This window comes from Gordonia liuliyuniae (assembly GCF_021739025.1).
In the GTDB taxonomy this organism is placed as follows: Bacteria; Actinomycetota; Actinomycetes; order Mycobacteriales; family Mycobacteriaceae; genus Gordonia; species Gordonia liuliyuniae.
The window spans coordinates 793,245-818,718 of sequence record NZ_JAKKOT010000003.1 but is presented as its reverse complement, the minus strand read 5'-3'; the positions used below and the strand labels follow the sequence as shown (position 1 = coordinate 818,718).

Here is a 25,474-nt window from a genome sequence, read left to right as displayed (position 1 = left end):
GATTACAAATCCGCGTCCGTCGCGAATCATTCGAGAGCAGTCGCTCACCTCCCCGGCGGCTGTTGTCCACTCGAATCGAGAAAGCGGCCCCAACTCATGTTCCGATCCAGACGTCTGCGCGCGGTGTGCGCACTGGTCCTGACGTTCGCCACCGTCGTCGGGCTCACCGCATGCCGCAGCGCCGTCGACGCGCAGCAGGGCTCGGCGAGCCGATCCGGCACCGTCCAGCGCGGCGGCGAACTCCGCGTCGGCGTGATCGGCGACCTCGCGCCCGCCAAATTCTTGCAGATCGGGGCAGGCGGGCCGACCCGTCATGTGGTCGCCAACGTGTTCGACACGCTGATCACGTATCCGCCCGAATCGTCGAAGCCGCAGCCGTCGCTGGCGACGTCGTGGACGCTGGCGCCGAACCGGCTCGCACTCACCCTGAACCTGCGCGAAGGCGTCACGTTCCACAACGGAAAGCCGTTCACCTCGAACGACGTCAGATCATCGATCCTCGCCTACCTCGGCGGTCCGTGGACCCCGCAGTTCAAGCGGACCGCGGCCGCGATCACCGGCTACGACGTGCTCGAACTGTTCGCCGACCTGCAGGCGGAGCTGGGATTCTCGGCAATCTTCATCAGCCACGATCTGGCGGTGGTCCGCCAGGTGTCCGACCGGGTGACGGTCCTGCGGTCCGGCCGCGTCGTCGAGACCGGAGCCGCCGACGCGGTCTTCGCGTCGCCGACGACCGACTACACACGCTCGCTCGTCGCCGCCGTCCCGGTTCCCGATCCCGATCGGCAACGCGCCGGGAGGCCCGCCGTCGCAGCATGAACCGGGCTGTGCCCGTGTTGCTCAGGCTCCGAGCGCCGACAACGCGCGGTCGGCATGGACGGCCATGCTGACCTCGGACGCGATGACGTCGGCGATCACGCCGTCGGCTCCGATCGCGAACGTGGTGCGTTTGGTAGGCATGACCGACGAGAGCAGCCCGCTGCGTCGAACGCCGTAGGCGTGGGCGACGCTCCCGTCGCCGTCCGACAGGAGCGGGTAGTCGAGTGAATGCTTCGCGGTCCAGTCCGACTGCTTGGACACCTCGTCCCGGCTGATCCCGACGCGCTGCACTCCGGCCTGGGTGAACTCGCTCGCGAGATCCCGAAAGTGGCACGCCTCCTTGGTGCAGCCCGGCGTGAACGCCGCGGGATAGAAGAACAGTGCGACGGGGCCGTCGGCGAGGAGTTCGGACAGTCGGCGCGTCTGCCCGTTCTGGTCGGGCAATGCGAAATCAGGGGCACGATCACCGGTCTTCATAGACTCCACGGTAGTCGGCGACGCAGTGCATGGCGAAGCCTCGATGCTGTTGCCGCACCCTCGTCTACGGTCTCGCTGCGGTCAGACGAGCCCCGCATCGTGCATGAGGATCGCGACCTGGACGCGATTGGATGCACCGAGCTTGGCGAAGATGTGCGAGATGTGCGCCTTCACGGTCGCCACACCCATGTACAGCTCGGCGGCGATCTCTGCGTTCGACGCCCCCTTGGCCAGGCAGGTGGCCACCTCGCGCTCGCGGTCGGTGAGCTCAGCGATCGCGCGTTCGGCCGACTGCGAGCGGCCCGCACCGTTCGAGTCGACGACCTGCTTGATCAGCGCCGCTGTGACGGACGGACTCAACGCGGGCTGTCCGCTCAGGACATTCTTGACGGCCGCCACGATGTCGGCGGGCGGCGTGTCCTTCAACAGGAACCCGTCCGCTCCGACGGCGAGCGCGCGCACGACGTAGTCGTCGGCGTCGAACGTCGTCAACACGATCACCGACGGCGCCCGCTCCAACGCTTTGAACTCTGCCGTCGCCGCGATGCCGTCCATCACCGGCATCCGCAGGTCCATCAGGACGAGGTCGACGGGATCGGCCGCATGCTGGCCGAGCGCGTCCGCGCCGTGGCCTGCCTCAGCGACGACGTCCAGTCCACGGTCGCCGCCGAGGAGCAGCCGCAGGCCGGACCGGACGAGCGGATCGTCGTCGACCAGCATGATCCGGCTCACGGCGTCCGCATCGGGCCCACCCGGTGTGTCCACCCCGACCCCGCTGTTCATCCAACCGCCCTATTCATCAGCAAGCCCCGATTCTTCGGCCAGCCCCGTTTGTTTCTGCCACGGTAACCACACCGCGAGCACGAACGTGCCACCACCCGTCGTCCGATGGACTTGGCGGCCGCCCGCGAGAGCGACACGCTCGGCGAGACCGACGAGCCCGAAACCCGACTCGGGCGGTGTCTGGCCGGCGGCGAGCGACAGCGGATTCTCCACGTGGATGTCGACGCCGCGGCCCGGCTCACCGCTCACCGACACGCGCACCCGGCTGGCGGGCGCGTGTTTGCGGGCGTTGGTCAACGACTCTTGGACGCAGCGGTAGACCGTCCGCCCCAGCACGGCGGGCAAGGCGTCGACGTCGAGGTCCCCGTTCACGCCAAGGCTCCAGTGCACGTCGATCCGCATACCCGTCCGGCGATTCTGCTCGATCAATTCCCGCACGTGCGCTGCGGTGGCCTGCGGGCGTTCGGGGTCGGCGTCGCCCGGGCCGTCCCGCAGCACGCCGAGCACCTCACGCAGTTCGGTCAACGCCTGGTGCGACGTCTGTTGGATCGTCTGCGCCGTCGCCTTCACCTCTTCCGGCGACAGATCGTCCCGGAACGCGAGCGCCCCCGCATACATGCTTGCCGCCGAGATGCGGTGTGCGAGCACGTCATGCATCTCGCGAGCGATCCGGGCGCGTTCCGCGCTCTGCGCTTCGCGAACGTGTGCGGCCTGCTCGGCCTCGCTGAGCAGTGCACGCGCCCGCCAGCTGGCGAGCAGTTCGCGGCGCGAACCGATGTACATGCCCCACGCGACGACGAGCGCGGCGATCAGGACGAACAGGGCCCCGTCGACGACGGTCAACTCTGCTTCGTCCGGTGCCCGCAACACGTGCTCGCCTGCCAGCATGCACGTGATCGTCAGCAGCGTCTGCGGGACGATCTCCTTCCACCGCCTGCGCGTCGACAACGACACGAGAGCCAAGACCGCCGGACCGCCCGCCGTCGTCGACACCACCGTCATCAGGTTGGTGATCGTCGCGACGAGCACCGGGTGGGTCCGCCGGTACCGCATCACCATCGCCAGTGCGAGCACGCCGAGAGCGAGGTCGACGGCGAACCACCATCGGTGCTCGCTCCACTGGTACGCGACGCGCGGCGCCCAGCCGAGGGCCGACACGGCCACGACGCCGATGATCCGCCACGTGTGACCCCACCAGGTGAGGGTCGGTTGGTAGTCGGCGGGACGCACGAGGTACAGGCTAGTCGCGTCGGTCACGACACTGCTTCCGTCCGGGGTCGACACCGATCTCATACTTTCGGATGATGCGGAACTGTCCCCGAGACTGATGACAATCCAGTCTGGGGCGACGAGTATTAACGTCATGATCGAAGTCAAGAACCTCACGAAGCGCTACGGCGACTTCGTCGCCGTCGACGACGTCTCGTTCACCTGCAAGCCGGGGCGGGTGACCGGATTCCTGGGTCCGAACGGCGCAGGCAAATCGACGACCATGCGCATCATCGCCGGTCTGACCCCCGCCGGATCGGGCAGCGCCACCATCAACGGTGTCGCCTACCGCGACATCCCCAATCCAGCGACCCACGTCGGCGTCCTGCTAGACGCGTCGGCACAGCACGCCGGCCGCACCGGAGCCGAGATCCTCCGTCTGTCGGCGACCACGTTGGGGGTCCCCGCGTCCCGCGTCGACGACGCTCTCGCGATGGTCAGCCTGACCCCGCAGGAGGCCGGCCGTCGTGTCCGCAACTACTCGCTCGGCATGCGGCAGCGCCTGGGCATCGCGAACGCTCTCCTCGGCGACCCCAGCGTCCTGATGCTCGACGAACCGGCCAACGGCCTCGACCCGGCGGGCATCCACTGGATGCGCACACTCCTGCGTGGGTATGCCGACCGCGGCGGCGCCGTCCTCCTCTCCTCACATCTGCTACACGAGATCGAGATCATCGCCGACGACCTCGTGGTGATCGGCAACGGACGGATCGTCGCCGAAGGCACGAAGGAAGAACTCCTCGCGGGCACGGGTTCGGTGGTCCGCGCCGTCGACAACAACTATCTCGGCCAGTCCCTGCATGCCGCGGGGGTGGCCGCCCATCCGGTGGACGGCGGCGGTTTCCGCGTCGAAGCGACCCCCGACGTCGTCGGTCGTATCGCACTCGACGCACAGGTCCACCTCGTCGAACTGCGCGGCGGCGACGGCGCCCGCCTGGAGGAGATGTTCCTCCAGCTCACCCAGCAGAACCAGCGCGAACAGCCACAGGGAGTCCAGTGATGACCGCGACCACACAGCCCGCGTCGGCCGTCTTCACCGGCCCCGGCATCCCGTTGAGCCGACTGATCAAGGTCGAACTCCGCAAACTCGTCGACACCCGCGCCAGCTTCTGGTTGGCGGCGTCCATCGCCGCGATCTCGGCGATCATCGGCGTCGTCGTTCTGATCGTCGGTCCGGGCACGTCCGACTCCAGCGCGGACGGCAACATCACCTTCGCGAATCTGTTCGACCTGATGACCGCTCCGATGGCATTCCTGCTGCCGGTGATGGCGATCCTGCTGGTGACCAGTGAGTGGAGCCAACGGAACGCGCTCACCACGTTCACGATGGAGCCGCGGCGCGAACGGGTCATCGTCGCCAAGCTGACCGTCTCGATCATCGCCTCGATCGCGGCCGTCGTGATCGCGCTCGCGCTCGGCGCACTGTGCAATCTCGTCGGCGGGCTGATCTACTCCGACGGCGGCGAGTGGTCGATCTCGGGAAGCGCACTGGTCTCCGGACTGCTCAACATACTGGTCGGCGTACTCGTCGGATTCGCGTTCGCCGCACTGCTTTTGAACACGCCCGCCGCGATCGTCGCCTACTTCGTCATCCCGACGGTGCTGGAGATCATCGGCGCCGTCGTGCCCTGGATCAACGACCACCTGATCGACTGGATCCGCCTCCCGATGCTGGCGTCCTCGCCGTCGGGCTCGGACTGGGCGCACTTCCTGTCCGGCTGCGTCATCTGGTTCGCGATCCCCTTGTTCTTCGGTGTCAACCGAATAATGCGTTCAGAGGTCAAGTGACCGGGAGGGGTCACTTCACCTGGAGGAACTGAACGCGAAACAACGCGGTCGGTGCGCCCGAGTTTCCCCGGGCCCACCGACCGCGTTCTTCGTCATCGCCCGGTCTACGCGTGCGTCGCCCCTGGCGCCGCATAGGCGTTCGGGTCGAATTCGCGTGTCGCCGAACGATATTTGAAGGTGAACCCCGGCCAGTTCTGGGTATTCTTGCCGGACGCCGTCGTGTACCAGCCGTCGCATCCCGTCGCCCAGACCGTCGTACCGAGCTGTGCCTGGATGTCGGCGTTGTAGGCGTCCTCCACGTCTTGCCGGACGGTGAGCCACCGGCCTGCGCTGCGATCGATCTCCCGCACCGCGTCGACGATGTACGCGAACTGCGATTCGAGCATGTAGACGATCGAGTTGTGCGACAGGTTCGTGTTGGGCCCGTACAGCATGAAGAAGCTCGGGAACCCGGCGACCGCGATGCCCAGGTACGCCTGAGCGCCGTCGCGCCACGCCTCGTTCAAGTCTTCGCCGCCGAGCCCGGTCACCGTCATCGGCGCCAGGAATTCGGTGGCCGCGAACCCCGTGCCCAGGACGATGGCGTCTACCTCGTGCAGCTTTCCGTCGACGGTCACCACACCGCTGGGTTCGATGCGCTCGATACCGTCCGTGACGACGTCGACGTGCTCGCGGACGAGAGCCGGGTAGTAGTCGTTCGACATGAGGATCCGCTTGCACCCCATCGGATCGGTCGGAGTCACCTTGCGACGCAGCTCCGGGTCGGCGATCTGCTTCTTCAACGACTTCAGATACCGCTTCTCGAAGACGCTGATCAACAACCGGCCCGACTTGGAGCCGTTGAACCCCAGCCCACGCGGCTCCAACCACGCGTACGTCGCGAGACGCGACGCCTTCAGCAGTGTCGGGAATCGTTTGAACGCCGCGATCACGCTCTGCCGGTACGGGTAATCGGGTTTGTCGATGACGTGCGGCGCGTGCCGCTGGAACAGTTCCAGCCCCGCAGCGCGATGAGCGATGTGCGGGACGAACTGGATGGCGGACGCGCCGGTCCCGATCACCGCGACCCTCTTGCCTTCGAACTCGTAGTCGTGGTCCCACGTCGCCGAATGGAACATCGTCCCGGAGAAGCTGTCGATGCCGTCGATCCGCGGGTAGGCGGGACGACTCAGCTGGCCGGTCGCTGCGATCAGTATCTGCGCGCGATGTGTCTGCTCGCCGTTCAGCTCGAGTACCCATTCGCCTGCCGACTCGTCGAACGTCGCGGTGAGGACCTCGGTGCCGAACCGGATGTTTCGGCGGAGATCGAAACGGTCGGCGCACTCGTTCAAGTATCCGAAGATCTCCTGCTGGCCCGCGAACCTCCGTGACCAGTCGGGTTTCGGCGCGAACGAGAACGAGTACAGGTGCGACGGCACATCGCATTCGGCTCCCGGATACTCGTTGTCGCGCCACACTCCCCCGACGTCGTCGGCCTTCTCGAAGATGACGAAGTCGTCGTAGCCGGCCTGGGTGAGCTGTGCGGCCATCCCGATGCCGCCGAATCCGGTGCCGATGATGGCGATCGTCGGGCGCGTATCTGCTGTCATGCCCTCACGGTATAACCGCGGCCGCGCGATCGGCAGGTGCACGACGGCGCAAGAGTTACTCGTTTCGGCAACCCCTCAGCGGCCGGTGCGACGCCGCACGTACTCGGCGGGACCGCAGCCGTGCCAGCGGTGGAAGGCCTGCGAGAAGCTCGACACCTCGACATAGCCCAGCCGCTGCGCGGTCTCGGTGACGGTGAGTCGGCCGCTCACCAACATCTCCTCGGCGAGTCGAGAGCGCATCTCCTGCAGCAGACCGCGATACGAGGAGCCCTCGGCCGCCAGCCGGTGACGCAACGTCCGGGTGCTCATCGCGAGAGCGCGCGCCGCCTCGTCTGCGGTCGGCGGTTTCGCCGGGTCGGTCGTCAGCAGATCTTGGACCCGTGCCGCCAGACCCGACCGTGCCGCCCGCGTGCGCAGCAGGTCGCGGCACTGCGCCTGTGCGAACGCCGCCGCCTGCGCATCGGCGCGCGGCAACGGCTCGTCGATGACCTCTCGCGGCAGACGCAGCAGCGTCTCGTCGCCCCCGAACACGGGACGCGCGTCGAACACCTCGATGTACGGCTCGATGTGGTCGGGTTCGTCGAAGGCGAACTGGATCTCGAGCGGACGATCCGCGTCGGCGACGAGGTCGCGCGCGATCGTGCGCACTGCGGCGAGGTCCCGTTCAACGACGAATCGTCGCACAGCCGCCGGCACGTCCGGGGCGGTGAACACCAGCTCGAACCGGTCGTCGACGTCGCGTGGCTCGATGCGCGAGAACGCGAACGCCAGGTCGAAGTAGCGCAGCCCGACCTCCACGGCGCTCCGCAGAGTCGGGCTGCTGATCAGCGCGAACCCGAAGATCCCGTACGTCGTCAGCTGGTAGCGAGCACCCGCCCGCACGCCGACGCCGGTGCGGTCGCCGAGCACGTCGACGAGGTTGCCGACGACGACGAGTTCCTGTCGGAGCTGAACTTCCGAGTCGGGTCTCGTCACGACATCGACGTCGAGCCCGGTGCCGGCGAGCGTCTGCTCATCGGACAGCCCGGCGTCTCGGGCGAGGCCCAGCAAGACGAGGACTCCCGCCGACGACCGCGGGATGCTCCAATCCATGGTGGCCGACAGTCAGCGCATCACGGCGGGCGTTCCGGAGCGCCTGACCTGTCGACGTCGGCCGCCCGTCCACCCGAAGTAGCAGGCCGTCACGATGATGAACCAGATGGCGCCGACGACGAGGGCGATCCGGCCGTCCTGGTTGAAGAACAACAGCACGACGACCATGCCGAGGAACGCGAGCGCGACCGTGGAGCTGACCATGCCGCCCGGGACGGGATAGCCGGAGTCGGGCAGATCCCCGGAACGGACCTTGAACCGGTACCGCATCTGACACACGATGATCGTCGCCCACACGACGACGATTCCGACCGTCGACACGGACGTGATGTAGGTGAACGCGTGATCCGGGTCGATCACGTTGACGACCACGCCGATCACCATGACGACGGCGCTGAGCACGATGCCGGTGACCGGTACTTGACGGCTCGACAAGTTGGCGAGGGCGCTCGGTGCGTCGCCGCGCTGCGACAGCGATCGCACCATGCGTCCGGTCGAGTAGATGCCCGAGTTGCACGAGGACAACGCTGCGGTGAGCAGGATGAAGTTGATGATGCCCGCCGCGCCCGGGATGCCGATGTATTGGAACACAGCGACGAACGGGCTGGTGCCCTCGTGAAAGTCCTTCCAGCTACGGACCGACAGGATGACAAGGAGCGAACCGACGTAGAAGATGCCGATGCGAAACGGGACCGAGTTGATGGCGCGGCGGAGGGTGACGCGCGGATTCTGCGCCTCACCCGCGGTGACGCCGACGAGTTCGACACCGACGTAGGCGAACATGACGATCTGCAGGCTGAGCAGCGCGTTGGTGAATCCGGTTGCGAAGAAGCCGCCGTCGCTCCACAGATTCGTCACCGACGGTCCGACGTCCGGCCCCAGCCCGGAGATCGGGAGCAGCACGCCGATGCCGATGATGATCATGCCGAGGATGGCGGTCACCTTGATCGCCGAGAACCAGAATTCGGCGCGACCGAACAGTCCGACGGAGATCAGGTTCGCGCCGAACAGCACGATGAGCGCGACGAGTGCGGTCACCCATACCGGGATCGCCGGCCACCAGTAGTTGATGTACTTGCCGGCCACCGTGATTTCGGCCATGCAGGTGGTGACCCACACTGCCCAGTACGTCCAGCCCTGGCTGAAGCCCATGAACCGACCGAGGAACTCGTCGGCGTACTCGCTGATGCCGCCGGAGATCGGGCGGTAGAGCAGGAGGTCACCGAGGGATCGCATCACGATGAAGATCGCGAGACCTGCGAGGGCGTACGCCAGGATCAGCGCCGGGCCTGCCTTCTCGATCGCGCCGCCCGCCCCGTAGAACAGGCCGGTGCCGATGGCTCCGCCGATGGCGATCATCTGCACGGTGCCGGACGTGAGGCCTCTCTGGTAGCCCTCGTCGACGCTCGTGTCGTCGATCTTGTCGGCGCTCTGCGGTGTAGACGTCACCGGCGTTCCTCCCTGGGTATGCGTTGTGCAGCGGGAGTGAATCTACTCTCGTCGTGTATCTCGCGTGTTACCTGGTTCACGTGGAAACCGATGGACGACTCACATCGACCTGGGGCGTACGGGTGCTGCGGCAGCGAAACCTACACCGCAGGGGGCGAGCATCGGGCTATCGGCGGTCGTGGCGCCTGAACGGTGTAGGTACGTGACATCGCGGGGAGATCCTGGCGACGCTCAGAGCCGCCGGGTGATCACGATGAGGCTGCCAGCGACCGCATTCGTTCGACGAGGACGTCGAGCCAGCCACCCACATTGCGGCGAGCGTCGACGGTGTCCGGGTATCGGCATCGCAGATGCAGGCCAGCGTCGTCGAGGATGAACCACAGCATGACGCCATCGGTGCGGATGACCGCTCCGACGTACTGCGCGTCGATCGTGTGCGAGTCGATCTGTACCGGGAGACGCCGGAGGTCGAGCCATGAGATCGCGAACATGCCTGCTTTCTCCGGCATGTCGCCACCCCACGCGTCCAACACGTCGCGCAGCGGCCACGAACCGAGGCGCACCGCCTCGCGGATGGCGTCGGCGCTCGCCGCCGGATCCGGGTCGGCCGATTCGAGCACCGAGTTCGTGATGAACCAGCCGACCGACTCGTGCCAGGTGTCCTCGTATCGGCTGTGCACCGGAAACACGGCGCGCAGCGGGGCGTCCGCGAGGTCACGGGTCACCGCGGTCATCACCGACACCGCGAGCGACAACGTCGACACTCCGTCGGCACGCGCCTGCGCGGAGAACGTCGCACTTTGGTCGACGTCGAACACGTCACGCACTTCGACGCGCTCGGGTTGAGGCTCGGCTGGCCCCAACTGCAGCGGGAATCGAGGCATCACACCGCCGCCGGCTGTCAGGATCTCCTCCCACCGGCGGTGCACGTCGGAGGGAGCCGTCGGGCGCTCCGCGAGCGCACGCGTGTGATCGACGAACGCAGCAGCGGCCGGCAGCGACGGGCGCCCGCCCGCGGTGATTCCGGCGAGCAGATCTCGGGCGACGACGAGCATCGACCACATGTCCACGTGCGAATGGTCGGCCGCGACGACGACAGTCGACGACGTCGCCGTCTCCAATACGCACAAGCGGTGCGACGGCGAAACGTACGGCGAGCACGCGGTGTCGAGGACGTCGCGGAGAGCCTCGTTGACCGCCTGCCCCGGCCCGATCGGGTGCTCGACCCAGCCGCCCGGAGCGATGTCGACCTCGAACAGCCGCGGTCCGTCGTCGCCCGGAGCGAACACCGTCCGCAGCGTGTCGTGGCGATCGATCACGGCGAGCCACGCCGACGCGAGAACCCCACGGTCCACCGGCCCGTCGAGGCGGAACGAGAGCGCCATCCACGAACCTGGCCGATCCCCCGCTCCGACGTGTCGCCGCTGGTCGAACGAGACCGGCTGCTCGGTGCCGCGGTCGCCGACACGCACGTCGTACCCCCACAGCCTGCCGAACGGCAGTCGCAGGTGGCCGACGTTGTCCAGACGCATGCCGGTGTACGCTACGCCCCATCCCGATCGCCGCAACTCCAGGAGAGACCCGTGCCCACGTTCGACGTTCCCGGAGCCCGGATCGCGACCCAGTTCAGCGACGAAGGTGGACGGGCCGTCGTCCAATTGCACGGCCTGACGTCGAGCCGGTCACGTGACCGTGTGCTCGGCATGGACCTCGGTCGCGGCCTGTCCGGGACACGCCTGCTGCGGTACGACGCGCGCGGCCACGGCGAGTCGACCGGTGCCGCGGCGCCCGACGACTATCGGTGGACGAATCTCGCCGACGACCTCCTGCGGCTCCTCGACCACTGGTTCCCCGGCGAGCGGGTCCACGGAGTCGGGCCGTCGATGGGCGCCGGCACCCTGCTGCATGCGGCAGTCCGCGAACCCGAAAGATTCTCGAGCCTCACACTGATGGTTCCCGCGACGGCATGGGCCACCCGAGGTGCCAAGGCCGAGGAGTATCGACGGTCAGCCGACATCGTCGAGCAGGAGGGGCTCGCGGCGTTCGTCGCCTCGGGAGCCGACAGCCCACACCCTCCGGCGTCGGCGGACGCACCGCCGACCCTGCCCGCTGTCGCCGAATCGCTGCTCCCCTCAGTACTGCGGGGCGCCGCGCTCAGCGACCTGCCACCGCTCGACGACATCACCGCGATCGCTGTGCCCACGACGATCCTCGCCTGGATCGACGACCCCGCTCATCCCCTCTCGACCGCACAGGCACTCGTCGAGACACTGCCGAACGCATCGCTGACCGTTGCCCGCACTCCTGCCGATCTGGCGCAGTGGCCATCGCTTCTGCACCATTCACTGTTCTGATCGGCGGCGCGCGGGTCGAATGTGGGCCTGCCGCGAAGCTGCTGAACCCGGTGTCCAGCTCGTAGTACGCCCGGTCGATATTCTCGACCCATGAGCTTCACTGGATTCCCCGAAGCGGCCCTCGACTTCTACGACGACCTCGAGATCGACAACAGCAGAGTCTTCTGGGACGCGCACCGCGACGTCTACCGCGATGCCGTCGCCGCGCCGATGACCGCTCTCACCGCCGAGTTGGCCGACGAGTTCGGCGACGCGAAGATCTTCCGCCCGTACCGTGACGTGCGATTCTCGAAGGACAAGACACCGTACAAGACCCACCAGGGCGCCTTCGTCGCCGTCGCCCCGGCAACCGGCTACTACGTCCAGATCGGCGCCCCCGGGGTCCGCGTCGGGGCAGGCTTCTATCACGCCGAACCTGAACGCCTGGCCTTCCTGCGCCGCGCCATCGACGACGACCTGCACGGCGCCGAGCTCGAGAAGCTCGTTGACGGACTTCAGCGACGAGGCTGGGAGATCGACGGCGACCGGCTCAAGACCGCACCTCGTGGGTGGGCGAAAGACCACCCACGAATCGAACTCCTCCGACACCGATCATTGATCGCCAACCGCGACTACGGCTTCGAGGGAATCATCCACACCCCCGATCTCGTCGACGAGATCCGCGCACACTGGAGACAGACACGGCCGCTCCTCGACTGGCTCGTCCAACACGGCGGATGAGCGCGTTCGCCGCGCTCGCGGCTGGCCGACGACACTGGGTCGGGCTCCGTCCTGACGGTACCGTCACCGCAGTGGGCGACGGCCGCGCGGGCGAATGCGCTGTCGGCGACTGGACCGACGTCGTCGCGATCGCGGCAGGCGCCGTCCACGCTGCGCGCAACACCGGCCGCTCGCACACCGTCGGACTCCGAGACGACGGAACCGTGGTGGCGACCGGATGGAACGACGACGGCCAGTGCGACGTGGCCCACTGGACAGACGTGGTGGCGATCGCGGCGGGTTGGCGGCGGACTATCGGCGTCTGCGCCGACGGGACCGCTCTAGCCGCGGGGCGCAACCGCGAACAGCAGTGCGCCGTTGACGACTGGCGTGGCGTCCTCGCCGTCGCGTGCGGCGACTGGCACTCGGTCGGACTTCTCGCCGACGGATCCGTTCGCGCCACCGGAAACAGCACCAGGCGACAATGCGACGTCGGACAGTGGCGAGACGTCGTCTCGGTGGCGGCCGGGTCCGTGCACAGTGTCGGGCTCCGACGCGACGGAACCGTCGTCGCGGCAGGCCGCGGCCCTGCGTGCGAAGTCTCCGAATGGACGAACGTCGTCGGTGTGACCGCGGGCAGCCACCACACGATCGCACTACTCGACGATCGAACGGTCGTGGCCGCCGGCGCCGACGAACAACATCAATGCGACGTCGGACAGTGGCGAGACGTCGTCTCGGTGGCGGCCGGGTCGACGTTCACGGTCGGACTGTTGCGTGACGGCTCGGTCGCAACCACTGGCGGATTCTGACCCCCACTACTGCCGCTGTGCTCAGCGCCGTCGGACAGCCATCCGACCGCCGAACCGCGGCGCGAACGCGACACCGCGCGAATGCAGCCCCTCGGCCCTCGCGGTCGACGGCTCGATGCGGAACTCACGCAAGACAGTCCGCACGACCACATCCATCTCCATCGTCGCGAACGCCGCACCGATGCACCGTCGTGTGCCGCCGCCGAACGGCAGCCAGGCAGCGGACGGCGTGCTCCCGACGAACCGGTACGGGTCGAAACGCTCGGGGTCGCGGAACTGGTCGCTGTCGTCGTGCAGCAGCGAGATCGCGACCATGGCGTTGTGTCCGCGCGGAATCCGCCACGGTCCGACCTCCAGATCGTCGGCGACGACGTGGCGTCCCGCAAAGTCGATGACCGGTCGCGACCGCTGCGTCTCCAGGATCACCGCGTGACGGAGTTCGTCGCCGTCGCCTTGAGCTTCGACCGCCAGGTCGTCGAGGATCGGCCGATGGCGTTGAATCCGTTCGAACAGCCACGCGAGAGTGGTCGCCGTGGTCTCGTGACCGGCCGCCAGGAGCGTGAGCAGCTCGTCGGCGATCTCGTCGTCCGTCATCACGCTGCCGTCGTCGTAGGTGCTCTGCAACATCAGCGCCAGGATGTCGTCCCGGTCGGCCAGATGCGGGTCGCTGCGCGCCTCTCCGATCACTCGGAGGATCGTCTCCTGGTACCGCGCGCGACACAGACGCAGGTGCACGTTCGGGTCGACTCTGCTTAGCGCGCGAGGCAGATCCGGCATCGTCGCCGACCGCGATCCGGCCGCCACCAGATCCGGAAGTTGCGCACGAAGATCGTCGAAATCGTCGCCGTCGGCACCGAACACCGCTCGAAGGATCACGTTGAGGGTTATCCGCATCATCGGCTCGAGGGATGCGAAGCGCTTCCCGGTCGGCCATGTCGCGATCTCGCGCTCGGTCTCCTCTTCGACGATCTGCTCATAGGTTCGGATCCGCTTGCCGTGCAACGGCGGCGTCAACAGCTTGCGGCGACGCCGATGATCGGTGCCTTCGATCGCGAAGATCGAGCCCGAGCCGAGTACGCGGCCGAGGTTCGGCTGGACGTTGATCGTCTTGGCACCGGAGGTGAACAGTTGTTTCGCCATCGCGGGGTCGGAGATCACTACGAGGTTCCCGAACACCGGAACCTCGAGCTCGAACACGGGGCCGTAGCGGGCTCGGCACGCGCGGAGCACTCCGCGGCGGGCGGCGAGGAACCCGACGCCCTGAAGCCACGTCGGCAGCGGCACTTTCGGCGGCAGCGCCGAGGTCGACGACTGCTGAGGAACTTCGGTGGTCATCAGACGGTCTCCGTTCACTGGTACGACACCGTACCAGGTGAACGGTACGCTGACGTACCACCGGGGGCAAGGGCCTATTCTGGAGACGTGACATCGACCAGCGCCACCGACCGAATCGCGGACACCGACTTTCAGGCTCGATCCCGCCTCCTGTCCGCGATGAGCGAGTGCGTGGCACGCCTCGGGTACCGCGCGACGACCGTGGCCGACGTCGTCCGGGTGGCCCGCATGTCGCGCCGGTCCTTCTACGAGCACTTCACCGACAAGTCCGCCTGCTTCGTCGCCGTCCTGCGCGGAGCGAACGACGAGATGATCGACGCCGTCGCCGACGCCGTCGACGCGTCCTCCCCGTGGACCGATCAGGTGCGACAGGCCGTGACCGCGTACGTCGAACTGAGCGAAGCGCGCCCGGAACTGACGTTGAGCTGGATCCGGGAACTCCCCGCACTCGGCGAGCCCGCGCAAGAACTCAAGACCGAAGCAATGGACGCCTGGATCTCCCTGTTCGTCGCCATCACGTCGACGCCGAACGTCGCCGCAGACGGGATCGAGCCGGTCTCCCGGATCACCGCGATCATGATCTGGGGTGGAATCCGAGAGTTGACTGCCGACTCCGTCGAGAACGGGACGCCGCTGTCGGCGATCATCGAACCCACCACCCAGGCGTGTATCGCGCTGATCGCCGGCAACACCGCCCGCTGAGTCCGACCGACCCCAGGGCGCGACGGCGGAGTGGACGCCGTCCTCGACCGGTGCGATCAGCGGGAGGCGATGAGGGCGGCGACTTCGGCCAGTGAGTACGGCGGCTCGTCGTCGTGGCCGCGGTAAGCGACGAAGCTGGGTTGGAACGGCGGATACTCACCGATGAATCCGCCTGCCGCACTGAATATCTCACCGGTGACGTCAGTAGCGAGGTCGCTCGCGAGATACGCGTAGAGCGGAGCGACGTACTCGGCGGGCGCAGGTTGGAGCGCGATATCGCGCGTCCCCTCATCGAGCAGCCCCCGTTCGTGCAGATCGTCGATGTGGGCGCGGTAGTCGTCGCCCGACGACAGCCGGGTCTTCCCGCCGGGGCAGACGACGTTCACCCGAACTCCATTCGGCCGCAGTTCCGCGGCCAGCGCCATGGCGAGACTGTTAGCCCCGCCCTTGCCCGCCGGGTAACCGATGCCGCCGAACATGCCGGACGACGCCGCCGATCCGGTGAGTACCACGGCGCCCGCTCCCTGCGCGACGAGCAGCGGCGCCGCCGCCCGGACGAGCTCAAACGAGCTGACGAGGTGAGCGTCCAGTTGCGCGCGGAACTCGTCGGTCGTCGCCGTCAGGATCGATGAGCCTGCCGGTTCTGCGGTGCCCGCACAGTTGATCACGATGTCGACCCCACCGAACTCGACGACGGCGGCGTCGACCATCGCCTGTGCGATCGCGTGGTCCGCAGCGCTCCCCGCCACGGCGACGGCGACACCGCCCGCCGCCGACAGTTCAGTGGCGGCAGCCAGCGCGACGGCCTCCTCCCGACCGTTGACGATCACCGAAACACCCTCGGCCACCAGAGCTTTCGCCACAGCCAGCCCGATGCCACGACTCGATCCCGCGACGACGGCCCGCTTGCCGCGCAGTACCGAATCGGTCGGCGTCACCACATCGGCACGGGCGTCTGCCCGATCGGGTACCAGCCGGGAAGCGGCCCGTCAGCATTCAGAACGCGGTCGATCCGGCCCTGCAGGCCCGGGGTGATCACGCCGTCGGTGAGCATCTCCGCGAACAGCGCGGTGACGTTGCCGTAGTCGAAGAAGTCGCGCTGCCAGCCCCACTTGAAGTCGCCCGCATACTTGAACCAACTGCCTTGCACACCGTTCAACGCGTAGTGGGTGCCGTCGGCACGAGTGGCCTCGTTGATCTGCTTCCACAGCCCGATCATGTCGCCGGTCCGTTCGTCGATCACCCACGACTGATACGGGTACGTCCACCCGTCGAGTCCGTCCATCTCCAAGCCGATGGCGATGTCGCGGATCTCGTTGCGCCCCACCGCCATGAAGTCGTTCTTGGGGCCGTAGTTCCATCCGTAGGTCGCGTCCTCGGTGTAGAAGTCCGCCAGCGGACGCCAGTCGCCTGCCTTCTCCACGTCGATGTTGGCTTGCAGCCAACGCTCCTTCATCTCGTCGAGTTCAGCGCGATCGAATGCCATGGCGGCGACCAACTTCCTGTGAGTACTGGACATCTGACCCGACGCTACATTAGGTTCAAACGCAAGTCCAGACAGTTGTCCAGAAGGAGAGTCAGGCGTGCCCCTCAAGCCAGAAAACAGTTCTGAACTGTTGATCGACGGAGAATTGGTGCCCGGCTCCGCCGGCACTTTCGACGTCGTCAACCCGGCGACCGAAGAGGTGATCGGACAGGCCGCGGACGGCAGCGAAGCCGACATGAGCGCCGCCATCGCGGCCGCGCGCACCGCGTTCGACACGACCACGTGGTCGCGTGACCCGGCCTTCCGTGCCACCTGCCTCCGCCAACTACGCGACGCCCTCCTCGGCCACGTCGACGAACTCCGCGAGATCACGATCGCCGAAGTGGGAGCCCCCAAGTTCCTGACCTCCGGGCCCCAACTCGAAGGCCCGATCACCGACCTCGGATACTTTGCCGACCTCGCCGAGAGCTTCGAGTGGGAGACCGATCTCGGACGGGCGGAACCCATGGGCATTGCCAACGACCGACGCCTGCGACGCGAAGCAGCGGGCGTCGTCGGCGCGATCACGCCGTGGAACTTCCCGCACCAGATCAATTTCGCCAAGATCGGACCAGCCCTCGCGGCCGGATGCACCGTCGTCCTCAAACCCGCCCCCGACACCCCGTGGTGTGCCGCACTCGTCGGCAAGGTCGTCGCCGAGGAGACCGACATTCCGGCAGGCGTGTTCAACGTGGTCACGTCGAGCGATCACCGGGTCGGCGCACTCCTGTCGACCGACCCGCGCGTGGACATCGTGTCGTTCACCGGGTCCACCGCGACCGGACGAAAGGTGATGGCCGCCGCGTCCGAGACGCTCAAGCGGGTCTTCCTCGAGCTCGGCGGCAAGTCGGCGTTCGTCGTCCTCGACGACGCCGACCTCGCGACGGCCTGCTCGATGGCCGCGTTCAACGTCGTCACCCATGCGGGCCAGGGCTGCGCGATCACCACGCGACTGCTGGTCCCTCGCGACCAGTACGACGAGGCGATCGGCCTGGTCCGCGACTCGATGGCCGGTCTGCAGCCCGGCGACCCCACCAAGGGTGGAACCATCTGCGGACCGTTGATCTCCGCCGTTCAGCGCGACCGCGTCCTCGGCTACATCGAACTCGCCAAGACTGAGGGCGGCGTCATCGAGACCGGCGGCGGTCGACCAGCCGACAAGGAGAAGGGCTTCTACGTCGAACCCACGCTCATCTCCGGTCTCGACAACTCTGCGCGCGTCGCCCAGGAGGAGATCTTCGGCCCCGTACTGGTGATCCTCGCCCACGACGGCGACGACGACGCGATCGCGATCGCCAACGACTCGCCGTACGGCCTGTCCGGCGCCGTGTGGGGAACCGACCCCGATCGGATCAACAAGGTCGTCGACGGTGTCCGCACCGGAACCATGGGCGTCAACGGCGGCATCTGGTATTCGGCGGACGTCCCGTTCGGCGGCTACAAGCAGTCCGGCATCGGCCGCGAGATGGGCGTCGCCGGATTCGAGGAGTACCTGGAGACCAAAGCCGTCGCAACCCCCGCCTGACACCCGAACACTCGAACCACCACAGAGGGAACCCCATGAGCACCAAGCGTTTTGAAGGAAAGACCGCCATCGTGACTGGCGCCGCAGGCGGCATCGGCGAGGTGTACGCACGCCGTCTCGCCGCCGAGGGCTGCCACGTGGTCGTCGCCGACCTCAACGACGAGGCGGGACAGGCCGTCGCGGCGGACATCGGCGGGCTGTACGTCCACACCGACGTCGCCGACCCCGACTCCGCCGAGGCGCTCGCCGACGCGACGATCGAGAAGTACGGACAGATCGACTACCTCGTCAACAACGCCGCGATCTACGGCGGCATGAAGCTCGACTTCCTCATCACCGTTCCGTGGGACTATTACAAGAAGTTCATGAGCGTGAACTTCGACGGCGCACTCAACGTGACACGTGCCGTCTACGGGAGAATGAAGCCGGGCAGCGCGATCATCAACCAGTCGTCGACCGCAGCATGGCTCTACAGCGGCTTCTACGGTGTCGCGAAGGCTGGCGTCAACAGTCTCACCCAGCAACTCGCGACCGAGCTCGGCGGCTCCGGGATCCGCATCAACGCCATCGCGCCCGGCCCCACCGACACCGAGGCGACGAAGACCACGACGCCCGGCAACATGGTCGCCGAGATGGTCGGGAAGCTACCGCTCTCGCGGATGGGCACCCCCGACGACATGGCCGGGATGCTGCTGTTCCTGCTCTCGGACGAGGCGGCGTGGGTCACCGGGCAGATCTTCAACGTCGACGGCGGACAGATCATCCGGTGATGAGTGGCAACGACGAGACCGTGTCGGAACCGGTCGGGTTCATCGGCCTCGGCAACATGGGCGCCCCCATCGCCGAACGCCTCGCCGCCTGGCCGGGCGGACTGATCGTCAGCGACGTCCGACCGGACGCCACAATCGACGGCGCGCGGCGCGCCGAATCGCCCGCCGAGATCGCGTCCGCCGCCACCGTCATCGGAATCACCGTCCTCAATGACGAGCAGGTCCGCACCGTCGTCACCGGACCCGACGGCATCTTGGCGAGCGCACGTCCGGGCACCGTGGTCGTGATCCATTCGACGATCGGCCCGCACACCGCGGTCGACCTTGAAGCGGTGTGTGCGGCCAAAGGCGTCGCAGTCCTCGACGCGCCCGTCTCCGGCGGCGCGCAGGGCGCGAAGGAGGGCAGGCTGGCGCTCATGGTCGGCGGCGACCGCGACGCCTACCTGCGGATCAAAGCGCCGTACGCGCTCGTGTCCGACATGCTGATCCACGCGGGTCCGGTCGGGTCTGGAACCAAGATGAAGCTGGCCCGCAACCTGCTGCACTTCATCTCGTTCACCGCGACGACGGAGGCGTCCCGGCTCGCTGAGGCCGCAGGCATCGACCTGGTGAAACTCGGCAAGGTGGTCCGCCACACCGATGCGATCACCGGTGGCGCGGGCGCGATCATGTTGCGCGACACGACCGCACCCATCGCGCGCGACGACTTCTGGTACGACGTGTTCGACCACGTGCGCGGCCTCGGTGAGAAGGACCTCGGACTCGCTCTCGATCTGGGCGACGAACTGGGCGTCGACCTGCCTCTCACCGCACTGGCACTGGAACGATTCGCCGATGGACTCGGCGTGGGAAAGGACGAGAAGTGAGCACTCCGGAGGATTCCTCGGAAAAGATCTCCCCGCAACGCCAGAAGGGCCTGGACATGATGTCCAAGGTGTACGGCTGGGAGATGAAGGACGGGCCGGGCGACTTCTTCGCCCACACCGCGGATCAGGTGTTCGGCGAGGTGTGGTCCCGTGACGGGCTCAGCATCCGTGACCGTCGCCTCCTGCTGCTGGGGGCGCTCGCTGCGACCGGACAGATCGACGTCGCCGAGATCCAGGCGGGCGCCGCGCTCGGCAACGGCGAGCTCGACGGCGACGAACTCCTCGAGATCGCCCTGTTCCTCTGTTATTACATCGGGTGGCCGCGGGGTTCGGCCCTCAACATGATGTTCGGTGGGGTCATCGACAAACATGAGAGGGCTCAACGCAAGGATTGAGTCGAACGATCGCAAGGCATGGGAAGGCAGCGGATGCGCGTCCTGGTGACGGGTGCGACCGGCTTCGTCGGAGGCTGGATCGCGAAGGCAGTACACGAACACGGCCACGAGGTCCGGCTCCTCGCACGCAGCCCCGAGACGGTCGCCGACTCGGTGACCTTCCTGGGGTTCGACCCCGACGTCGTCGTCGGTGACATCGGCGACCCCGACGCCGTTCGACGGGCCCTCGCCGGATGCGATGCGGTGATTCACGCCGCCGCCGAGGTCGCGCTCCACGCGGGCAAGGCCGACGACTTGGTCCGACGCAACGTCGAGGCCTGCCGAAACGTCCTCGGTCAGGCCGCCGACCTCGGCATGGACCCGATCGTCTACGTGTCGAGTTCGGGGGCGCTCTGGGACGCGGCGGAGCCGGGCGTCGCACCGGACCTTCCGGTGCGAGGCGGACCGGACGCGTACGGACAGTCGAAGGCGGCTGGCGAACGGTGCGCGCGGGAACTCCAAGACGCAGGCCATCCAGTCGTGATCGTCTACCCGACCGCGGTGATGGGGCCGTCCGCGCACGGCCGGTTCGGCGAGGCCGGCGACGCCGTCATCACCTTGACCAGGGCGGGCGTCGTCGGACGGACGGCAGCCCTGACGATCGTGGACGTCCGTGACGTAGCCGAACTGCACGCACGCGCACTCGAAGTCGGCCGGGGGCCGCGCCGATACGTCGCGGGCGGACATCGTCTCGGCGACGCCGAACTGGCTCGATGTCTCAGCGAGATCACCGGCCGCCGGATCCGCCACTGGCCGATCCCGAACTCGGTACTCGCCTGGGCTGGCCGCGTCGCCGACCGGGCGCCCGGTGTGGTTCCCCCGTTCCTGTCCCAGCTGAGCGAGGCCGCGATCGGCTACCTCGTCCACGCACCGATCCCGGACAACACGGCAGCCGAGAACGATCTGGGCATGACGTTCCGTCCGGCTGCCGAGACGCTCGCCGCTGTGTGGGACGAGCATCCGTCAGGCGGCGGCTCCCGCTGATCCGCGCGCGACGATCAACCCAGGAAGTTCTCGCGGATCTTCCGCTTGAGGATCTTGCCCGTAGCGTTGCGCGGGAACGGACCGAGGTCGAACACCACGTCGGTCGGCGTCTTATACGCGGCGAGCGATTCGCGGACGATGTCGCGGACATCGTCCGCGGTCAAGGCGAGTCCCTCGGCGACGGTGACGGCGGCGACCACCTTCTCGCCCTGTCGCGGATCGGGCACGCCGAACACCGCGACCTCGGTGAACCGTTCGGACGCCAATAGCGTGAACTCGACTTCCGCGCAGTACACGTTCTCGCCGCCGGTGATCACGATGTCCTTCTTGCGGTCGACGACGTAGACCAGACCATCGGCGTCGACGTATCCGAGATCGCCTGTGCGGTACCAGGACCCGTCAAGCACCGCGGCCGTCTCTTCGGGACGGTTGAGGTAGCCGGCCATCACCTGGGGGCCGCGGATCTGAAGTTCGCCGGTCGCGCCCGGCCCGTCGAGAGCCTGGCCTGCCGCGTCCACCACACGCACCTCCATCACCGGGCTCGTCGCCCCCGCGGTGTTCGGATGGGTCGCGAGCAGGTCGCCGCCCGCCGTGCACACGCTGGCGGTGGTCTCGGTCATCCCCCACCCGACGCCGCGGGCAGCGTTGGGCATCACTCGCTCGATCCGACTCACCAGGTCGGGCGGTGTCGCCTGGCCCGCGGGCGAGACGTTGATCAGGGTTCCGACTTTCTCGACGGGCGGTTCCGCGGACAACAGGTCGATGATCACCATCGGCGGTCCGGCGAGCATCGACAGCTTGTACTCGTCGATGAGTTCGATCGCCGCGTCCACGTTCCAGCGGGGCATGATCACCGCGAATCCGCCCGCAGACATGGTCGTCAACAACGATGCCAGACCCGATGTGTGAAACAGCGGGAAGATCAACAGCGCTGAGAGTTTCGGCATCAATCCGCGGAGCGCCTCCGGCTCCATCCCGTACTTGCGCGCGTTGAGAGCGATGTTCGACTCCTTGATCACGCGCAGATTCACGACCAGGGTGCAGATGTTCCTATGGGTCAGCAGCACACCTTTGGAACGTCCGGACGTCCCGGAGGTGAACAGGATCCATGACACCGAATCGGGCTCGGGCACTTCTCGTGCGGCGATCGGCTCGCCGCCCGCCAGTAGGTCGTCGTAGCGACACGCGGGCGCGGACGGCAGGTCCCCGTCGCCGACGACGACGAGGTCGGTTTCCTTGTCCCGCGTTCGGATCTTTGCCGCGCGCTCGTCGTCGGCGACGATCACGACGCACGCGGCGTCGGCCACGGCACCGGCGAGTTCGCCTTCGCTCTCGCGGCCGTTGAACAGCACGGCGACGGCCCCGCACCGTCCGATGGCGACGAGCGAGACGACGAAGGCCATCCGGTTCTTCATCGCGATCCCGACGCGGTCCCCCTCGGCCACACCGTGGTCACGAACCAACGATCCGGCGAGCAGCCCGGCCTCGTCGGACACCTGCCGATAGGTGTACGAGACGCCGTCTTCGACGAACAGCGTGTCGTCGGCGTACTCCGAGACGGCTTCGGCGAACACCTCGTCGAAGCTCGTCGGTGTGTCGCGGTAGACCCGCATCGTCTCGCCGCCGACCACCGCGTCGATCACCGCGAACGGCCCGTCGGGACCGGTCAGTTCCGCTTCGACCTCGCGGTAAGCGGCTACCGATTCGTTGGCTGTTGTCACGAGTAGGACCTCCGGGTCGATTCTCCAGGCACGGCAAAAACTGAAACGTATTCTAGTTACACGATAACTGATGTAGCCGACGTCACTACGGAAACGTCGATTCTGTGCCGTCACACGACGCGAGCGGCTGCTCCGGCAGCGGCGGGTCAGTCCGACGGAGCGAGGGTGCGCGTCAGAAAGTAGATCTGGTGCTCGGACGCCGCGTCGAAGTAGGGCTGTCCGGGGAAGATCCCGAAGTGGTCGCATGGGTAGTGGCGCACCTGCGCACGAGCTTTGACGCCCGCTTCGATGGCGGCGTGCGGCGGGGCGCTCCGGTCGAAGTCAGCGACCTGCATGAGGACCGGCACGGTGATGTCCGCGGCGTGTTTGTCGGCGCGGTAGCCGCCGATCTCAGTGCCGAGCGCCGCGTCGACTTCGTTGCGCCACGTCGGCCCGGCGATCGCGAGGTAGTCGCCACGGTAGCCGGGCAACGTCAGTGCGCCGGGCTCACCGGGGTCTCCGACGATCGGCATCATCAGCGGTTCACGGCCTGCGAGACGACGAGCCTTGCTGCGGTACCCACGCACCGTCGACGCGGCCATCGCCGACACCGGGCCGTTCGCCAACGCGAGCCGTCCGGCTGCCAATCCGTTGACGAGTGGCGTCATCGAGACAACGGCGGCGATATCGTCGCGACCGGCGGCGACGGCGAGGACGTGCCCGCCGGACAACGACACACCCCACAGCACGATCCGCCGGGGATCGACGCCGTCGATCTGCGCGGCCGCGGCGATCGCGGCACGGTAGTCGTCGAGCTGGTCGGCGAGCCGGACTGTCTGCCGCGGTTCGCCGTCGGACGCGCCGAAGCCGCGGTAGTCGAAGGCGAGGACGTCTACCCCCGCGGCCGACAGGCGTTGCGCGAACGGCGCGAGACCCGAGTCCATGGTGCCGCCCAGCCCGTGTGCCATGACGACGACAGGCCTGCCGTTCGGCCCGGCGAGACGGTCGGTGCCCACTGGGAAATGCCAGGCGGCGCAGCGCGTTCCCCCGCTGACGAAGGATGTCGGCGTGTAAGCGCCGGAGTCGTGCGTCTCAGGTCGAGCGGTCATGCTGTCACCGCCGTCGTCGACGCGCCGAAGCGTTCGGCTCGTGCGATGCCCGCAGGCAGTTCCCTTGTTCGCAGGTCGTGCTCGTAGATGAAGTAGTCGACCTGTTGGGTGTGGCGAGGTCGGTCGAGCATGTGCCCGGTGTACTTGTGCTGGTCGCTCACGATCACCTCGTTCATCACCTCGACCGACGGCAGCCGGTAGCGGCCGGCCGCGTATGCGCCAAGGAGACGGGACTGGCATTCGACGAACGGGAACAAGGTAGGCGTCGCCTGTGCGAAACCGATGAACACGAGATCGTCGAACCCCGGCTTGAACATGCGCTTGTACAGGTCGATGCGGTTGTCGGGAGCGCTGATGACGTCGTCGTCGAAGAACGGGAACGTGATGTTGTAGCCGGTCGCGTAGACGATCACGTCGAAGTCGCTGCTCGTCCCGTCGTCGAAGTGGACCGACTCGCCGTCGAGCCGGGAGACGTTGGGTTTCGGGATCACGTCGCCAGACCCGAGTCGCAGCGGCAGTTCGACGGACTGCGTCGGATGCGCTTCGAAGAACTTGTGGTTCGGGGTCGGCAAACCGAAGTTCTCGGGGCGTCCCGCCGACATCGGCTGGCCCCACTGGGCGATCTTCCGCTGCCACGACAACGGCACGTGCGGACTCGTCTTGTAGTACTTGTCGGCGGGTCGTCCCGCAATGTACTTCGGCACGATCCACGCACCGGACCGGGTCGACAGCGTCACGTCGTTCTGCAGCGATTTCGATGACAGTTCGACGGCGATGTCGGCGGCGCTGTTGCCGAGTCCGACGACGAGAATTCGCTTACCGTGCAGGTCGAGCGGTTCCTGCGGATCGACGTAGTGGTGCGCGTGGATGGACTCGCCAGTGAACGTGCCGGGGAAGTCGGCCATCCGGGCGTCCCAGTGGTGGCCGTTGCCGACGACGAGCAGATCGAACCTCCGCGTCTCACCCTTCTGCGTGGTGAGCTCCCATCCCCCGCCGTCGAGTCGTCGAGCGTGCGTCACCCCGTTCTCGAACTCGATGTTCGCGCGGAGATCGAACGCATCCGCGTAGTCGTCGAGGTACGCCTTGATCTGTGCGTGGTGCGGGAAATCCGGGTAGTCGTCGGGCATCGGAAAGTCTTTGAACGAGAGCCGGTGCTTGGAGGTGTCGATGTGCAACGAGCGGTAGGCGCTGCTCATGCCGTTCGGGTTGCGGAACGCCCAGTTGCCTCCGACGCGGTCAGAGACTTCGAAGCACGTGTAGTCGATCCCGTAGTCGGCCAGTATCTTTCCGGCGGTCAAACCGCTGATCCCTGCCCCGATGATCGCGGTCGTCGGCCCAGACCCCCCGTTCCCCGTGTCCCTGTGTCCCGTGTCCCTGTGTTCTGTCATGGTCT

At 67.2% G+C, this 25,474-nt stretch carries 24 protein-coding genes and 1 pseudogene; 12 read left to right on the top strand and 13 right to left on the bottom strand.

Going from position 1 to position 25,474, the window contains the following annotated elements; genetic code table 11:
• The first annotated feature begins 96 nt into the window (after nt 1-96).
• On the top strand, nt 97-819 hold the full coding sequence (locus tag L5G28_RS19500) for an ABC transporter substrate-binding protein (RefSeq protein ID WP_372477199.1): 723 nt from the start codon (nt 97-99) through the stop codon (nt 817-819).
• A 21-nt stretch (nt 820-840) separates the two neighbouring features.
• Here L5G28_RS19500 and L5G28_RS08855 read toward each other — a convergent pair whose 3' ends face one another.
• The 3 genes from L5G28_RS08855 to L5G28_RS08845 form a co-directional block, all read right to left on the bottom strand.
• On the bottom strand, nt 841-1,296 hold the full coding sequence (locus tag L5G28_RS08855; protein ID WP_236999309.1) for a peroxiredoxin: 456 nt from the start codon (nt 1,294-1,296) through the stop codon (nt 841-843).
• Nucleotides 1,297-1,377: 81 nt separating this feature from the next.
• On the bottom strand, nt 1,378-2,079 hold the full coding sequence (locus tag L5G28_RS08850; RefSeq protein WP_504864849.1) for a response regulator: 702 nt from the start codon (nt 2,077-2,079) through the stop codon (nt 1,378-1,380).
• Nucleotides 2,080-2,088: 9 nt separating this feature from the next.
• Entirely contained in the window at nt 2,089-3,309 is a 1,221-nt protein-coding gene (locus L5G28_RS08845; protein WP_372477203.1) for a sensor histidine kinase, read from the bottom strand.
• A gap of 133 nt (nt 3,310-3,442) precedes the next feature.
• Between L5G28_RS08845 and L5G28_RS08840 the strand changes: the two genes are divergently transcribed.
• Together L5G28_RS08840 and L5G28_RS08835 are read left to right on the top strand one after the other, a co-directional pair.
• A complete protein-coding gene (locus tag L5G28_RS08840; RefSeq protein ID WP_236999311.1) occupies nt 3,443-4,348 on the top strand; it encodes an ABC transporter ATP-binding protein in 906 nt (301 codons plus the stop codon).
• A complete protein-coding gene (locus tag L5G28_RS08835) occupies nt 4,348-5,136 on the top strand; it encodes an ABC transporter permease (RefSeq protein ID WP_236999312.1) in 789 nt (262 codons plus the stop codon). The genes L5G28_RS08840 and L5G28_RS08835 overlap by 1 nt, the downstream gene beginning before the upstream one ends.
• A gap of 104 nt (nt 5,137-5,240) precedes the next feature.
• Here L5G28_RS08835 and L5G28_RS08830 read toward each other — a convergent pair whose 3' ends face one another.
• The 4 genes and pseudogenes from L5G28_RS08830 to L5G28_RS08815 all read right to left on the bottom strand — a co-directional run.
• Entirely contained in the window at nt 5,241-6,725 is a 1,485-nt protein-coding gene (locus L5G28_RS08830) for a flavin-containing monooxygenase (RefSeq protein ID WP_237001201.1), read from the bottom strand.
• A gap of 75 nt (nt 6,726-6,800) precedes the next feature.
• On the bottom strand, nt 6,801-7,817 hold the full coding sequence (locus tag L5G28_RS08825; RefSeq protein WP_237001200.1) for an AraC family transcriptional regulator: 1,017 nt from the start codon (nt 7,815-7,817) through the stop codon (nt 6,801-6,803).
• Nucleotides 7,818-7,829: 12 nt separating this feature from the next.
• Entirely contained in the window at nt 7,830-9,266 is a 1,437-nt protein-coding gene (locus L5G28_RS08820; protein ID WP_237001199.1) for an amino acid permease, read from the bottom strand.
• A gap of 251 nt (nt 9,267-9,517) precedes the next feature.
• Nucleotides 9,518-10,798, bottom strand: a pseudogene (locus L5G28_RS08815) (condensation domain-containing protein); the annotation flags it as partial.
• Between the two features lie 51 nt (nt 10,799-10,849).
• On the opposite strand from L5G28_RS08815, the gene L5G28_RS08810 reads away from it, so the two are divergent.
• The 3 genes from L5G28_RS08810 to L5G28_RS08800 all read left to right on the top strand — a co-directional run bounded on the left by L5G28_RS08810 (nt 10,850) and on the right by L5G28_RS08800 (nt 13,131).
• On the top strand, nt 10,850-11,620 hold the full coding sequence (locus tag L5G28_RS08810; protein WP_236999316.1) for an alpha/beta fold hydrolase: 771 nt from the start codon (nt 10,850-10,852) through the stop codon (nt 11,618-11,620).
• Nucleotides 11,621-11,710: 90 nt separating this feature from the next.
• Nucleotides 11,711-12,340 carry a DUF2461 domain-containing protein gene (locus tag L5G28_RS08805; protein ID WP_236999317.1) on the top strand — a complete coding sequence of 210 codons (630 nt, stop codon included), beginning with the start codon at nt 11,711-11,713 and terminating at the stop codon, nt 12,338-12,340.
• The gene (locus L5G28_RS08800) at nt 12,337-13,131 is read left to right on the top strand and encodes an RCC1 domain-containing protein (protein ID WP_237001198.1); all 795 of its coding nucleotides are present in this window, start codon (nt 12,337-12,339) and stop codon (nt 13,129-13,131) included. Before L5G28_RS08805 ends, L5G28_RS08800 begins: the two co-directional genes overlap by 4 nt.
• 21 nt (nt 13,132-13,152) lie before the next feature.
• Here the strand turns inward: L5G28_RS08800 and L5G28_RS08795 are convergent, their stop codons facing one another.
• Complete coding sequence (locus L5G28_RS08795) at nt 13,153-14,466, bottom strand: cytochrome P450 (protein ID WP_237001197.1); 1,314 nt, start codon at nt 14,464-14,466, stop codon at nt 13,153-13,155.
• Between the two features lie 87 nt (nt 14,467-14,553).
• On the opposite strand from L5G28_RS08795, the gene L5G28_RS08790 reads away from it, so the two are divergent.
• The gene (locus L5G28_RS08790; protein ID WP_237001196.1) at nt 14,554-15,168 is read left to right on the top strand and encodes a TetR/AcrR family transcriptional regulator; all 615 of its coding nucleotides are present in this window, start codon (nt 14,554-14,556) and stop codon (nt 15,166-15,168) included.
• Nucleotides 15,169-15,224: 56 nt separating this feature from the next.
• Here the strand turns inward: L5G28_RS08790 and L5G28_RS08785 are convergent, their stop codons facing one another.
• Both L5G28_RS08785 and L5G28_RS08780 read right to left on the bottom strand, forming a co-directional pair.
• Nucleotides 15,225-16,109, bottom strand: a complete 885-nt coding sequence (locus L5G28_RS08785) for an SDR family NAD(P)-dependent oxidoreductase (RefSeq protein WP_237001195.1) — start codon at nt 16,107-16,109, stop codon at nt 15,225-15,227.
• On the bottom strand, nt 16,103-16,654 hold the full coding sequence (locus L5G28_RS08780) for a nuclear transport factor 2 family protein (protein ID WP_237001281.1): 552 nt from the start codon (nt 16,652-16,654) through the stop codon (nt 16,103-16,105). The genes L5G28_RS08785 and L5G28_RS08780 overlap by 7 nt, the downstream gene beginning before the upstream one ends.
• 97 nt (nt 16,655-16,751) lie before the next feature.
• On the opposite strand from L5G28_RS08780, the gene L5G28_RS08775 reads away from it, so the two are divergent.
• Genes L5G28_RS08775 through L5G28_RS08755 form a run of 5 tightly spaced genes read left to right on the top strand, consistent with a single transcriptional unit; the run spans nt 16,752 to nt 21,272 of the window.
• Entirely contained in the window at nt 16,752-18,218 is a 1,467-nt protein-coding gene (locus L5G28_RS08775) for an aldehyde dehydrogenase (RefSeq protein WP_237001194.1), read from the top strand.
• Nucleotides 18,219-18,253: 35 nt separating this feature from the next.
• Nucleotides 18,254-18,988, top strand: coding sequence for an SDR family oxidoreductase (locus tag L5G28_RS08770; protein WP_237001193.1), 735 nt, complete (start codon nt 18,254-18,256; stop codon nt 18,986-18,988).
• A complete protein-coding gene (locus L5G28_RS08765) occupies nt 18,988-19,854 on the top strand; it encodes an NAD(P)-dependent oxidoreductase (protein WP_237001192.1) in 867 nt (288 codons plus the stop codon). Before L5G28_RS08770 ends, L5G28_RS08765 begins: the two co-directional genes overlap by 1 nt.
• 56 nt (nt 19,855-19,910) lie before the next feature.
• Nucleotides 19,911-20,249: a carboxymuconolactone decarboxylase family protein gene (locus tag L5G28_RS08760; RefSeq protein WP_236999394.1), complete on the top strand. Its 339-nt coding sequence runs from the start codon at nt 19,911-19,913 to the stop codon at nt 20,247-20,249.
• 18 nt (nt 20,250-20,267) lie between these two features.
• On the top strand, nt 20,268-21,272 hold the full coding sequence (locus tag L5G28_RS08755; RefSeq protein ID WP_237001191.1) for an NAD-dependent epimerase/dehydratase family protein: 1,005 nt from the start codon (nt 20,268-20,270) through the stop codon (nt 21,270-21,272).
• Between the two features lie 14 nt (nt 21,273-21,286).
• On the opposite strand, the gene L5G28_RS08750 is transcribed toward L5G28_RS08755, so the two are convergent.
• From L5G28_RS08750 to L5G28_RS08740, 3 genes are all read right to left on the bottom strand, one after another.
• Entirely contained in the window at nt 21,287-22,993 is a 1,707-nt protein-coding gene (locus L5G28_RS08750) for a class I adenylate-forming enzyme family protein (RefSeq protein ID WP_237001190.1), read from the bottom strand.
• Nucleotides 22,994-23,139: 146 nt separating this feature from the next.
• Nucleotides 23,140-24,081: an alpha/beta hydrolase gene (locus tag L5G28_RS08745; protein WP_237001189.1), complete on the bottom strand. Its 942-nt coding sequence runs from the start codon at nt 24,079-24,081 to the stop codon at nt 23,140-23,142.
• Nucleotides 24,078-25,469, bottom strand: coding sequence for a flavin-containing monooxygenase (locus L5G28_RS08740; RefSeq protein ID WP_237001188.1), 1,392 nt, complete (start codon nt 25,467-25,469; stop codon nt 24,078-24,080). The genes L5G28_RS08745 and L5G28_RS08740 overlap by 4 nt, the downstream gene beginning before the upstream one ends.
• Nucleotides 25,470-25,474: the final 5 nt, after the last annotated feature.